The sequence below is a fragment of the Sandaracinobacter sp. genome, assembly GCF_041909755.1.
In the GTDB taxonomy this organism is placed as follows: Bacteria; Pseudomonadota; Alphaproteobacteria; order Sphingomonadales; family Sphingomonadaceae; genus Sandaracinobacteroides.
Window position 1 is genome coordinate 1 of the sequence record NZ_JAYRCW010000016.1, and the last position, 12,918, is coordinate 12,918.

12 protein-coding genes and 1 tRNA gene are annotated in these 12,918 nt (G+C 68.7%); 6 read left to right on the plus strand and 7 right to left on the minus strand.

All coding sequences use genetic code 11. The features are described 5' to 3' along the window. The 3 genes from hrpB to ACE3O8_RS03960 all read left to right on the plus strand — a co-directional run. Positions 1-2,035: ATP-dependent helicase HrpB (hrpB, locus tag ACE3O8_RS03950; protein ID WP_374387005.1), on the plus strand; the 2,035-nt coding region annotated here is incomplete at its 5' end. Positions 2,036-2,066: 31 nt separating this feature from the next. Further along, the gene (locus ACE3O8_RS03955) at positions 2,067-2,348 is read left to right on the plus strand and encodes an NADH dehydrogenase ubiquinone Fe-S protein 4 (RefSeq protein WP_374387007.1); all 282 of its coding nucleotides are present in this window, start codon (positions 2,067-2,069) and stop codon (positions 2,346-2,348) included. Positions 2,349-2,382: 34 nt separating this feature from the next. Continuing rightward, a tRNA-Arg gene (locus tag ACE3O8_RS03960) sits at positions 2,383-2,459 on the plus strand. A gap of 59 nt (positions 2,460-2,518) precedes the next feature. Here the strand turns inward: ACE3O8_RS03960 and ACE3O8_RS03965 are convergent. Further along, a complete protein-coding gene (locus ACE3O8_RS03965) occupies positions 2,519-2,812 on the minus strand; it encodes a putative quinol monooxygenase (RefSeq protein ID WP_374387009.1) in 294 nt (97 codons plus the stop codon). A gap of 59 nt (positions 2,813-2,871) precedes the next feature. Further along, positions 2,872-3,513 (minus strand): DsbA family protein, encoded by a 642-nt coding sequence (locus tag ACE3O8_RS03970; protein ID WP_374387012.1) that lies wholly within the window; start codon positions 3,511-3,513, stop codon positions 2,872-2,874. Between the two features lie 60 nt (positions 3,514-3,573). Between ACE3O8_RS03970 and ACE3O8_RS03975 the strand changes: the two genes are divergently transcribed. After that, on the plus strand, positions 3,574-5,295 hold the full coding sequence (locus tag ACE3O8_RS03975; RefSeq protein ID WP_374387015.1) for an amidohydrolase family protein: 1,722 nt from the start codon (positions 3,574-3,576) through the stop codon (positions 5,293-5,295). A 4-nt stretch (positions 5,296-5,299) separates the two neighbouring features. Here ACE3O8_RS03975 and ACE3O8_RS03980 read toward each other — a convergent pair whose 3' ends face one another. The 4 genes from ACE3O8_RS03980 to argS all read right to left on the minus strand — a co-directional run bounded on the left by ACE3O8_RS03980 (position 5,300) and on the right by argS (position 9,832). Further along, entirely contained in the window at positions 5,300-6,544 is a 1,245-nt protein-coding gene (locus tag ACE3O8_RS03980) for a TCR/Tet family MFS transporter (protein WP_374387017.1), read from the minus strand. Continuing rightward, positions 6,541-6,993 (minus strand): hypothetical protein, encoded by a 453-nt coding sequence (locus ACE3O8_RS03985; RefSeq protein ID WP_374387019.1) that lies wholly within the window; start codon positions 6,991-6,993, stop codon positions 6,541-6,543. Before ACE3O8_RS03985 ends, ACE3O8_RS03980 begins: the two co-directional genes overlap by 4 nt. 179 nt (positions 6,994-7,172) lie before the next feature. Further along, positions 7,173-8,105, minus strand: a complete 933-nt coding sequence (locus tag ACE3O8_RS03990) for an SPOR domain-containing protein (RefSeq protein WP_374387021.1) — start codon at positions 8,103-8,105, stop codon at positions 7,173-7,175. Further along, positions 8,105-9,832 carry an arginine--tRNA ligase gene (argS, locus tag ACE3O8_RS03995; protein ID WP_374387023.1) on the minus strand — a complete coding sequence of 576 codons (1,728 nt, stop codon included), beginning with the start codon at positions 9,830-9,832 and terminating at the stop codon, positions 8,105-8,107. Before argS ends, ACE3O8_RS03990 begins: the two co-directional genes overlap by 1 nt. 133 nt (positions 9,833-9,965) lie before the next feature. Between argS and ACE3O8_RS04000 the strand changes: the two genes are divergently transcribed. Continuing rightward, entirely contained in the window at positions 9,966-11,222 is a 1,257-nt protein-coding gene (locus ACE3O8_RS04000) for a DUF3011 domain-containing protein (protein ID WP_374387025.1), read from the plus strand. A 77-nt stretch (positions 11,223-11,299) separates the two neighbouring features. Further along, positions 11,300-11,833, plus strand: a complete 534-nt coding sequence (locus ACE3O8_RS04005; protein ID WP_374387027.1) for a Dps family protein — start codon at positions 11,300-11,302, stop codon at positions 11,831-11,833. Between the two features lie 52 nt (positions 11,834-11,885). Here ACE3O8_RS04005 and ACE3O8_RS04010 read toward each other — a convergent pair whose 3' ends face one another. Beyond that, on the minus strand, positions 11,886-12,914 hold the full coding sequence (locus tag ACE3O8_RS04010; protein ID WP_374387029.1) for a hypothetical protein: 1,029 nt from the start codon (positions 12,912-12,914) through the stop codon (positions 11,886-11,888). Positions 12,915-12,918: the final 4 nt, after the last annotated feature.

The window sequence follows — 12,918 nt, forward strand, 5'->3', positions numbered from 1 at the left end:
GCTCGACGCGCAGCAGCTTCGCCCCGAAATCCGCATCCTTGCGATGTCGGCCACGCTGGACGGCGCCCGGTTCGCGCGGCTGATGGGAGACGCGCCGATCTTGGAATCGCAGGGGCGCAGCTTCCCCGTTCAGATCCGTCATCTCGGCCGGTCCGACGCCCGTATCGAGGACAGGATGGCGTCCGCGATCGGAGAGGCGCTGAACGCGGGGGAGGGCAGCGTGCTGGCCTTCCTGCCGGGCGTGGCAGAGATCGAGCGTACGGCGGAGCGGCTGTCGCTGCCGCCCGGCATTGTCCTTCACAAGCTGCACGGGTCGGCAGATCCCGCCGCCCAGCGCGCGGCGCTGCAACCGGGAAGCCGCAAGCTGGTGCTGGCGACAAGCATCGCCGAAACCTCGCTCACCATCGACGGTGTGCGGACGGTGATCGATTCCGGCCTCGCCCGCCGGCCCCGCTTCGATCGCGCCTCAGGCCTGACCCGACTGATGACGGAGCGGGTCTCTCAGGCGGCTGCCACGCAACGCGCGGGCCGGGCCGGACGACAGGCCCCCGGCCTTGCGCTTCGGTTGTGGGAAGAGGGCGAGACGCGCGGCTTCATCCCCTTCGATCCTCCCGAAATCCTGGAGGCCGATCTGGCGCCCATGCTGTTGCGGCTTGCGGCCTGGGGCGCTTCGCCTGAGCAACTGTCCTGGCTCGATCCACCGCCGGCGGCTGCCGTTGCCGCAGCCAGCGCAGACCTGCGGGCGCTGGCGGCGCTGGAGTCCGATGGCCGCCTGACGCCCCATGGTAGGCTGCTCGCCCGTTTCGGCCTGCAGCCCCGGCTTGCCCATATGCTGATCGAAGGCGCCGCGCGGGGGCAGGCGGCGACGGCCGGCGCCATCGCCGCGCTGCTGGAGGAGCGCGGGGTGGGCGGTGGCGCCACCGATCTCGAAGACCGGCTGCGTCGCTTCGATTCGGATCGCAGCCCCCGCGCAGCCGCCGCGCGCCGCCTGGCGGAGCGTTGGTCGCGGGAGGCCGAACGGCTTCAGCAGGCGGATGGCCGGGGGAAGCTTTCCGTCGCCCTGCTGCTGGCGGAAGCCTTCCCTGACCGGGTCGCAAGGCTGCGGAAGCGTCCGGGCCCTTCCGACCTCACGGCGGACTATCTGATGGCGAACGGCAGGGGTGTCAGCCTGGAAGCGGCGGACCCGCTGGCAAAGGCGGAATGGCTGGCCGTGGCGGATGCCGGGGGCGCGGGCGCTTCGGCCCGGATCCGGCTGGCGGCGGCAATTCCGCCGGAGGCATTGCCGCAATGGCTGGACGGGCGGACCGCAACCGATGAGTCGCTCGCGCCCGATCCGGCGACCGGGCGGCTGGCGCTGCTGTCCATTTCGCGGCTGGGGGCGATTGAAGTCGGCCGCCGTCGCGCACCCGCCAGCGCCGAGGCCGTCTCTGCCGCGCTGCTGGCAGAGGTGCGGACACAGGGGATGGTCGCGCTGCCCTGGCCTGACAGCGAGACGGCGACGCTGTCCCGGCTGCGCTTTGCGGCTGCCCATGGATGCCCCGGCCTGCCCGATGCCAGCGAAGAGGGGCTGCTCTCGACCCTTGACCAGTGGCTTGCGCCCCGCCTGAGTGGCGTGGCGCGCCTGTCGGATGTGAAGCTGGAGGGCGCGCTGCTCGACAGGCTCGACTGGAACGCGCGACAGGCGCTGGACCGGTTTGCGCCAGCCCGCTTCTCCAGCCCGGCAGGGACGACCCATGCGATCCACTATGGGGCCGGCGGCGGCCCCGAAGCGGAGGTGCGGGTACAGGCGGTCTTTGGCCTTGGCGCGCATCCGATGCTGGCGGACGGCCGCGTTCCGCTCACCCTTGCGCTGACATCACCTGCGGGCCGCCCCGTGGCGAAGACGCGCGACCTTCCCGCCTTCTGGAAGGGCGCGTGGAAGGATGTGCAGAAGGACATGAAGGGCCGCTATCCCAAGCACCCCTGGCCCGACGACCCGGCGTCGGCGGCGGCCACGGTGCGGACGAAGGCAGCGGATGCGCGTTCGCGCGGTTGAAATCGGCGCCCGTCCCGCCTAGGGCAAGCCCATGCGAAAGGCTCGAATCTATCAGCGCGGCATGCGCGCGACCCAATCCGGGAAGGCTCGTGCGGACAGCTGGATTCTGGAGCCGGAGCCTGTCGAGAAGAAGCGCCCGGACCCGATGATGGGCTGGGTGGGCAGCGGCGACACGGAAACCCAGCTGCGGCTGACCTTTCCCTCTCTTGAGTCGGCGCTGGCCTATGCCGCGCGCGAGGGCTTCGAGCCGCAGGTGGAGCAGCCCCCGGCCCGGAAGCTGATCCTCCAGAGCTACGCTGAAAACTTTAGGTAGCCGCTGCGCTTTCGCGCTAAGGCATGCGCCGAACGCGCCTGTAGCTCAGCTGGATAGAGCATCCGCCTTCTAAGCGGAATGTCGCAGGTTCGAGTCCTGCCGGGCGCGCCATACCCGAACCGACATCAGAACCTGCGTTTGCCGATTGCCGGCATTCGTCGGCGGGTGGGTCAGTCCACCCCGTCCAGCACTTCGATCTCCGGTGCGCCGGCCAGCACGGCGCCCAGCGCGGGGCCTGCGGCCTTGAAATGCGGCATGTCGCGGTGGGCGGCCAGTGCGGCATCATCGGCATAGAGTTCAAGCACCTTGTAGGTGTTTGCCTCGGTGCGGCTTTTCGTGAGCTGATAGAGGAGATTGCCCGGCTCGTTCGCGCGAACCTGCTTTGCCAGCGCCGTGAAGGTGGCTTCGAAATCAGCAGCCGTTCCCGGCTTCACCCGGATGATCGCCACAACACCGATGCTCATGTCCGTCTCCCTCGGTTTGATCTGCCCGGTCGATAGCGCCCGGGCCGCGCGCCGCCACCCTATCGATTGAGTGCGCGGGCCTGATCGAACGCCCGGCGGAATGACCGTTCCGGCACGGCCCCACGCACCAGCACGCGCCCGATCAGATGACCCGGCGTGCCACCCAGGCCAAGTGCAAAGGCGTGGAACGCGTTGCGCGCCAGTTGCCCTTCGAACGCGGGAGAGTCGCGTGTCAGCGTTTCCCGATAGGCCGCCACATTCCCGCCCTCGGCTGAAAGCGCCGCTTCGGCTGATGCGCCATCCGCCCGCCCGCCCGCCATCAGTCGGGAATGGACAGGCAGGTAAAGCCCCTGCCTGTCTGCCGCGAGAGCGCCAATGGCTGCTGCCCGGCTGTCGTCTCCGAAAATCGGCCAGTCGAAGAAGCGGATCCGCACGCCTCCGTCTGCCTCAGCCGCAGCCATCATGTCGGGGTGCCCGCTGCGGCAGGCGCCGCAATTGAAATCGGTGAAAACCAGCAGCGACAGGTCCGCATCAGCCGGTCCCCATTCCGGGCGCTGCTCTGCCTGCGCCGCCTGCAGCGCCGGGGATTGATCCAGCACCACCCCCACCGGCGCTGTCGAGCGCAGGGTGACAAGGGCGACACCGCCCGCCCCCAGCAGCCCGGCCAACACCAGCGCCTCGCGGCGGGAAACGGGGCTCATGCCTTCGTCAGCTTGACGCAAGGGGAGAAAGGCGGACGATCAGAGGCGGGAGAGTGAGACATGTTCGACATATTGATCCGCAATGCGATGCTCGTCGATGGCACAGGCGCACCGGCGCGCCCGGCCGATATCGCCGTGAAGGACGGGCTGATTGCCGAGGTGGGTGCCGTATCCGGCCCGGCTGCGCGCATCATCGACGCCGAGGGCCGCCTTGTCACGCCCGGCTTCGTCGATATCCACACCCATTATGACGGGCAGGCCAGCTGGGATCCCTTCCTCGCGCCGACCAGCCTCAACGGCGTCACTTCGCTGGCGATGGGCAATTGCGGAGTCGGCTTTGCCCCCGCCCGGCCGGACAGGCACGATTGGCTGATCGCGCTGCTGGAAGGGGTGGAGGACATTCCGGGCACGGCGCTCGCGGAAGGGCTGACCTGGGATTGGGAGAGTTTTCCCGATTATCTCGAAGCGCTTGGCCGCCGGGATTTCGCGCTGGATGTGGCCGCGCACCTGCCGCACGCGGCCCTTCGCACCTATGTGATGGGGGATCGCGGGGGCGATCACCGCGAACATCCGACCGAGGCCGAAATTGCCGAGATGGCGCGGCTGACGGAAGAGGCGCTGAATGCCGGCGCGCTGGGCTTTTCGACCAGCCGGACCTTCGTTCATCGCAGCCGCTCGGGCGAGAATATCGGCACGCTTGAGGCGGGCGAGGCGGAACTGCTGGGGATTGCAGCCGCCATGCGCCGGGCAGGCAAGGGCGTGATCCAGCTGATCTCGGACGCCTATCTGACGGCGGATGACGCCTTCGCAGACCGTGAGCTGGACCTCATCGAGGCGATGGCGGTCGCCAGCGGACGGCCGCTGTCGTTCACCGTGCAGCAGACAGACGAAGCCCCTGACCGCTTCCACCACATCTTTGCCCGGGTGCAGCAGATGGTGGCCAAGGGACTGGATGTGAAATGCCAGGTCGCCCCGCGCCCGATCGGCGTGGTGCAGGGGCTGGAAGCGACGCTGAACCCCTTCCTCTTCTGCCCGGAATGGCGACGCATCGGCGCCCTGCCGCTTGCCGAACGGGTGGCCGAACTTGGAAAGCCCGACGTTCGCGAACGGCTGCTGCAACAGCATGCCGAAACCCATCCGGAGGGCTTCGGCGCCCTGATCGCGCATGGCTTCAGCCGCATGTTCCGCGTGTCCGATCCGGTCGACTATGAACCGACTGCAGACCGATCAGTGGCGGCGGAGGCCGCGAAGGCCGGGGTGACGCCCGCCCAATATATGCTGGACCTTCTGCGCGAGGAGGACGGCCATCGCCTGCTCTATATGCCGCTCATCAACTATGCGCGCGGCAGCCTGGACGATGTCCACGCGATGATGACGGCGCCGAACACGCTCTATGGCCTGTCGGACGGCGGGGCGCATTGCGGCACCATCTGCGACGCCAGCTTCCCCACCAGCACCATCGCGATCTGGCGCAAGGGCAACAAGGCAGGCGCCAGCATCCCGCTTGAACAGCTTGTGCACGGCCTGACGCAGCGCAATGCCGCGCATGTGGGCTGGATGGATCGCGGCGTGATCGCGCCCGGCTATCGCGCCGACCTGAATATTGTTGATCTGGAGGCGCTGTCGGTGCCGCCGCCGCGGATGGTGCATGACCTTCCCGCGGGCGGCGGGCGGCTGCTGCAGCGGCCACGCGGCATCCTGCTGACGCTGTGCGCCGGGGTGCCCACCTTCGAGCGGGGCGAGCCGACCGGCGCGTTGCCGGGGCGGCTGCTGAGGGCCTGACAGGCTATTGCTGCAGGGCCGGGTTCGTCGGCTTGTTCCGCATCAGCGCGAACAGCGCCGCCCCGGCCAGCAGGATCGACAGCATGAACGGCATCCCCGGCCGGTGCAGGACTGCGTCGGGGCCGGAAAATCGGCTGAACACATAGGCGAACAGCGGCGGCCCAAGGATGATGGTGAGGGATGAGAGGGTGGCGAGCGCCCCTTGCAGCTCTCCCTGCGCATTGGCGGGCGCGCGCTCCGTCATCAGCGCCTGAAGCGCGGGCACGGTGAGCCCGCCCATCGATCCCACCAGAAGCCCCAGATAGGCAAGCGCGGGCTGATCCGCGAAGAAATAGACGACATAGGCCATCGTGCCGAAACTGATGCCGGTAATCGCGGTCCTCCATTCGCCCAGCATGCGCACGCTGCGCCTGACGAGCAGGCCGTTCACCAGGATCGCCAGCACCCCCACGAAGGTGAGTGACAGGCCGATGCCGAACGGCGACCAGCCATAGCGGTAGGCAGTGATATAGCTCCAGATGCCGTGCAGCGACTGGATCGCCAGCATCCAGAGGAAATAGACGAGCGCCAGCTGGCGCAGGCTGCCGCCCAGCCGCCCCAGTTGCCGGATGCTGCCCACGATGTTCGCCCGCCGCCAGTTGAACGGCCGCCGCCTATCGGCAGGCAGGCTTTCCGGCAACAGGAAGAAGCCGATCATCATGTTGCAGCCCGCCATTCCCGCCGCCACCAGGAAGGGCCAGCGCGGATGCAGGGATCCGATCAGGCCGCCGATCGCGGGGCCCAGCGCGAACCCCAGCCCGAAGGCCACGCCCAGCAGGCCATAGGTCTGCGCCCGCCGGCTGGGCGGGGTGATGTCGGCGATATAGGCGTTTGCCGTCGCGATGCTGGCGCCCGTCACGCCGGCAAGGATCCGGGCGACGAACAGCACCGCGAGCGATGGTGCAAAGGCGATGATCAGCATGCTGACGGCAAAGCCGCCCATCGACGCCAGCAGGACCGGCCGCCGCCCGAACGCATCCGAAAGCCCGCCCAGAACCGGCGAAAACAGGAACTGCGCCAGCGCATAGGACATGATGATGAAGCCGCCGATGCCGGCCGCCTCGCTCATGTCCACCTGGCCCAGATCGGCCACGATGGTGGGCAGCACGGGCACGATCAGCCCGAAGCCGATCACGTCCATCAGCACGGTCAGAAGGATGAAGGTCAGCGGCCCACGCGGAACGGGCGGCACCCCTTCAGCCGTGGTCAAGCGCCCGCGCCGGGCGCGCCATCCGGCCCCAGCTTCCCATGCGCGCGCTCATAGGCCTTGGTGTCGCCGCTCGCCAGCAGCCGGGCCTGCGATTGCCACTGGTCCCGTTCGGGCCGGCCCTGGAACTGGCCCAGTTCGGCATCAACGAGCGCCAGCTGCGCCGGTGTCCAGCCCGCGATCTGGGCATAGTGGAACACGCCCAGCTCCTTCAGCCGGGCCTGCAATTTGGGGCCTACGCCCTTGATCCGGCCCAGATCGTCGGCCTCGCCATCGGGCGCGGGCAGGAAGGGGGAGGGCGTGTCGGCCGGCGGCGGAGGCGGCGGCAGCGCATCTGCGACGGGCGCAGGCTCCACCGCCACGGGCCGCGCCCGCGCCCGCAGCAGGGCGAAGGCCACCACGATAACCGCCACGATCAGGGCGCCGATGAGCATCAGCTGGCTGTTGGTCATGGCCTGCTCCTAGGCGCTCGTCCCGCGATCCGCAATTCAGCTCGTGCGCCGACGCCGGCCATCAGGCTCCGATGGCCTTGCGGCAAATCCGGCCGGAACATCGACATGGCTCGACCCCTTCCATCCTCGACCGCGGGATCGAATGGAGGCGCGGGCCGCGGCCGCCTGGCAGAATTGCGCTAGTCCACCACCGAACAGGCTTCACCGGCCACCTTCAGCCGGCCGCAGATGTCGCGCGCGGCCTGCGGGCTGGGGGCCGTGGTGCGCAGCCGGTAGAGCGTCTTGCCGTCGCTCGCCACCGTCACGATCAGCGGCTCCATCCCGGCCAGATAGGCATAGCGGCCGGACAGCGACTTGAACGCCTCGCGCGCCCTCGCGCTGGAGGAAAAGGCCCCCAGCTGCAGCGTCTGCCCGCTGCCGCCCGCCGAAGGTGCGGCGGGCTTCGGCGCCTCGATCGTCTTGGGTTGAGGGGGCCGCGCCATGTCGGCCTCGCGTGGGGTTACCGTCACGCTGGTCCTCGGCGTACCGGCCTTCGGCTGGGCGGGTGCCGGCGCTGCCGGGCGGGGGGGCTGCGGGGCCGGAGCCGCCGCGATCCGGGCCTCGCCCGCCTCCATCGGCTCGTCCGCCAACGGCACCGGCTGTTCCTCGCCGGGGCGGGGCAGCGGATCTTCCGGCATGGCGTCCAGCGCGATGGCCGATTCCGTCTCCCGCCCGTCTCCGGTGCCGAACAGCACCTGTCCCTGGCCCTCCACCGGCACGCCGTCCACATCCGGCCCGCTGGGCGGCACCTTCCACGGCCCCGGCGCGCGCAACACGGGCACTTCCTCGCCGACGGCAGGGACGTCGATGGGGGCGGCGTCCCGCTTCGAAACCAGCGTGATGCCCACAACAACGCCCACCGTCAGCACGCCCAGCAGGAACAGGATGCCCCACAGTGTGCGGCGCCCGATCAGCGTATGCGTCGGGCCGTCGTCGTCATCATAGTCGCCCTCGTCCAGCCAGGGGGTGTCCTCCGGCTCGGCGCGGCGGCGGCGCGGGGCAGGCTCGTCCCAGCCCCGTTCGTCCCGCCCCCGCCGGCGGGCGTCATCTCTAGGGGATGGCCCTTTCGCCATCAGCGAAGCTCCTCGGCCGCCTGCACGCCCATCACGCCCAGCGCGGTGCGGATCACCTGCGCCACGGCAGACGCCAGCGCCAGCCGCGCGGCGGTCAGCGCCGCGTCCTCTTCCACGAACAGGCGGAAGGCAGGATCGTCATTGCCGCGGTTCCACAGCGTGTGGAAGGCGCCCGCCAGATCGGCGAGATAGAAGGCGATCCGGTGCGGTTCCCGCGCCGCAGAGGCCTGGCGCACCACGCGCGGCCATTGCGCGGCAAGGCCCGCCAGCGCCAGTTCCTGCGCGTCCAGCCGCTCCAGCGGGGCAGGCGAGGGCAGGCTCAACGCCGAAGCCCGGCGCAGCACCGACGAGATCCGGGCATGGGCATAATGCACATAGAACACCGGGTTTTCGCGTGATTGCTGAACGACATCCGCGAAGTCGAAGTCCAGCATCGCTTCGGGACGCTTGGTCAGCATCATGAAGCGTACCACGTCGCGGCCAACCTCGTTCACCACATCGGCCAGCGTGACGAAATTGCCTGAGCGCTTCGACATCTTCACCGGTTCGCCGGCGCGGAACAGGCGCACCATCTGCACCAGCTTCACGTCCAGCCGCTTCTCGCCATTGGTCAGCGCATCGACGGCGGCCTCGATCCGCTTCACCGTGCCGGCATGGTCCGCGCCCCAGATGTTCACCAGCGCCGAGGAGCGGCGGGCCTTTTCGGCATGATAGGCCATGTCGTTGCCGAAATAGGTCCATTGCCCGTTCGACTTGCGGATCGGGCGGTCGATGTCGTCGCCATAGAGGGTGGAGCGGAACAGCGGCAGTTCCACAGGTTCCCAATCCTCGGGGACTTCACCCTTCGGCGGCGGCAGCACGCCGTCATACACCAGGTCGCGCGCGCGCAGCTCCGCCTCGGCCTTCTGCGGCGCGCCGGACGCGAGCAGGTCGGCTTCCGACGAGAAGATGTCGTGATGGATGCCCAGCAGGGCGAGATCGGCGCGGATCATGTCCATCATGGCGGCCACCGCGCGGGTGCGGAACAGCGCCAGCCATTCCGCTTCGTCCGCGCCGACGAAGCGGTCGCCATGTTCGGCCGCCAGGATCCGGCCCACCGGGATCAGATAGTCGCCGGGGTAAAGGCCCTCGGGAATTTCCCCGATAGTCTCGCCAAGTGCCTCGCGGTAGCGGAGGTGGGCCGACCGCGCGAGGACATCCACCTGCCCGCCGGCGTCGTTCACATAATATTCCCGCACCACGTCGTGGCCCGCGAAGCCCAGCAGGCTTGCCAGCGCATCGCCCACCACGGCGCCGCGGCAATGGCCCATGTGCATCGGGCCGGTGGGGTTGGCAGACACATATTCGACGTTGACGGGCAGCGCCTCCAGCTTCGGGTCGCCCCGGCCATAATCCGCGCCCTGGGCCAGGATGCGGCCGATTTCCGCCTGCCACACGCCCGGTTCCAGCGTCAGGTTGATGAAGCCCGGCCCGGCCACTTCCGCGCTGGCGATTTCGGGGTGGCGCGCCAGCCCCATGGCGATGCGGGTCGCCAGTTCGCGCGGGTTGGTCTTCGCGGCCTTCGCCAGCGCCAGCGCGGCGTTGGTGGCGAGGTCGCCATGGCTCGGGTCGCGCGGGGGTTCCAGCACGATCGCCGCATTGGCGGCATCCGCCGGCACCGTGCCGTCTGCCACAAGGGCATTCACGGCATCCGCCACCACCGCTTCGAACCGCTGAAAAACGTCCACTTCAAATCTCCTCGGCCCTGCCCGTAGCCGCAGCGGCCAAAAGCCTCAACCGCTGTATCGGATTTGCTCTGGACGCGGGGACGGCCCGGCCTAAACTGGCGGGATAAGCGGGCAACAACTTGGGGATATGGTCATGAACAACGTCAACCGGCCGGTGAACCTGGGGGCCGCCACGGCCCTGATCGTCGCGCAGCTGGCGCCCTTGCCGGCATTGGCGCCGATCGGCCTGTCCGGCGTCGCCGCGCAGACCTATGATCGCGCCGTCACCATCCCCTGCTATTCCACGGCCAACCGCACGCAGACATGCAGCCTGCCGGCCAACACCATGTCCGTCAGCTTCACGGGGCCGGATCGATCGGGCCTGTGCCGGGAAGGCCAGACCTGGCGGCGGACCGGAAATGCAATCCAGGTCTCCAACGGCTGCGGCGGCAATTTCGAAGCGCTGGTCCGCAATGGCGGCGGATCGGGCGGCGGCTGGGGCGGCGGATCCGGCGGCTCCGGTGGCGGTTGGGGCGGCGGCAGCGGGCAGGGCTTTGCCGGCGAGATCACCTGCCGCAGCCGCGACGGACGCGAGCAGATCTGTTACGCCAACACCGACGGCCGGGTGGAAATGCTCCAGCAATACAGCAGTTCCGCCTGCGTCGAGGGGCGGAGCTGGCGGGCCGATCGCAGGTCGATCACCGTTCGCGCAGGCTGCCAGGCCCGCTTCGGTTATGGCTATGGCAACAACAGCGGGGGTGGCTGGGGCGAAGGTGGCGGCTGGGGCAGCAACCAGGGCTTCGCCGGCCAGATGGAATGCCGGTCAGACAATAATCGCTACCGCCGGTGCAGCGCCAACACCGAGAACCGGGTTGAACTGCTGCGGCAATTCTCGTCGGCCAGCTGCGTGCGCGGCCGCAGCTGGGGCTATGATCGCAGCAGCGTTTGGGTGGACAATGGCTGCCAGGCCCGCTTCGGCTATGGCTATGGCAATGTCAGCGGGGATACCTCCGGCAACGGCAGCAGTGGGGGTTCGGATTCGGGTGCCGTGATCGGGGGCGTGGCGCTGGCGGCCGGGCTGATCGCCCTGCTGGCGGCCGCCGGCAAGAGCAGCAACAGCAGCAGCCGGTCCGCCGGCGCGCCGGCGAGCGCGACTGTTCAGGCCGATCTGTCGAACTTCCCGTCCGATGCGCGGACGCCGGGGCAGGCCTGCATGAACGAAGCCGCCCGGCAGGTTGGCGCGACCGGCGGCACCGCCGTCCGGCTGGACAGTGTCGATGGCGCCACGCGGGAGGGCAATGGCTGGGCGATCCGGGCGCGGGCGACCGCAACCTACCCGGATCACAGCCAGAAGCTCGCGATCGACTGCAAGGCGACGGGCGACAAGGTGACCGCTTTCGATGTCAGATAGCGGAATTCCCGTCATTCAACCGACGCCCGCCGAGCCTATATCAGGGGTCTGATTTCAGAAGGGAAAGGCAGGACGACATGTCGACCAAGTCCGAAAAGAAGGCCGCGCCCAAGAAGGCACGGAAAGCGGCCGTTCCCGGCCCGGCTGCGTTGGACATCGGCATTCCGGCGGATCAGCTGAATGCGATCACCGACGGTCTGTCGCGCCTGCTGGCTGACACCTACACCCTCTATCTGAAGACCCACAATTTCCACTGGAACGTCACCGGCCCGCAGTTCAACACGCTGCACACCATGTTCGAGACGCAGTACACCGAGCTCGCGATGGCGGTGGACGTGATCGCGGAACGGATCCGCGCGCTGGGGGCCTGGGCGCCCGGCAGCTATTCGGATTTCGCGAAGCTCTCCACCGTGAAGGAAGCGAGCGGGATTCCGGCTGCCGAAGCGATGGTCGCCGAACTGGCCGCGGATCAGGCGGCGGTGGTGCGCACGGCGCGCGCACTGTTCCCGGCGGTGGAAGCGGCGAGCGACGAGCCCACGGCCGATCTGCTGACGCAGCGCATGCAGGTGCATGAGAAGACTGCCTGGATGCTGCGGGCGATGATCGCCTGACCCTGAAAAGAGAACCGGCGCCCGAGCGGATGCTCTTGGGCGCCGGAGTGGGTCAGAGGGTGATGTCCTCTGGTAGCTGCCCGTCCCTTGACGCTGGCTGAACATCCGTTGCCGGTTTCGCCCGGACCATCCGCAATTCATTCAGCCCCAGCAGCCCCACCGCGATCAGCAGCGGCCCCCAGTAATAGATCAGTCGATAGAGGATCAGCGCCGAGATCAGCGACGGCTTGTCCACCTCAGGCAAGGTCACCAGCACCACGGCTTCGAACACGCCGATGCCGCCCGGCGCATGGGCCAGCAGCGCGATGACCACGGCGACGACATAGGCCACCAGGAAATCCGGATAATGGTGCCAGACTTCGGGCGGCAGCAGCACCAGCAGCGCTGCGCTGGCGATGGCGATGTCTGTCGCGGCCAGCGCGAACTGGATCAGCGCCTGCCGCAGCGTGGGCACCGGCAAGGTCCAGCCCAGGATGTTCAGCGGCCCCGTCTGCCGGGCGCAGGCCGCCAGATAGATGGCGATCGCCAGCAGGACGCCCCCACCGATCAGCGCCTGCGTGCCATAGGGCATTGTGGCGTCATGCACCCTGAGCGCGCCGGGAAACGAAACGAGGAACACACCCAGCAGCAGGAAAATGCCCAGCCAGAAGGTCACCCCGGCAATCACCACCAGCCGCGCGATGTCGCCCGGATCCAGGTTCGTTCCGCGATAGGCCCGCCAACGCGCCGCTGCGCCGGTGATTGGCGCAAACCCTAGGTTGTGGGACAGGTTGTAGGCCGTGAAACTGCCCAGCAGCGCCCGCCAATAGGGCTGCGGCTTGCCGATGGCGTTCAGCCCCAGCACGTCATAGAAGCTCAGCACGAAGAACGACAGGGCCGTCAGCCCGATCGACAGCGCCACCTGATGCGGCGTGATCCGGCCGAAAGCGGCCCCGATGTCCGCCAGCTTCACTTCCTTCAGGATTTCCCAAAGCGCCAGGCCGGCGACGCCCAGCACGGCGACGGTCAGCAGGGCGGACAGCCATGTCCGGTGCGCGTGCAGCCAGTCGATCAATCGCTGCAGGCGGGGATCCAGCTTCATCCGG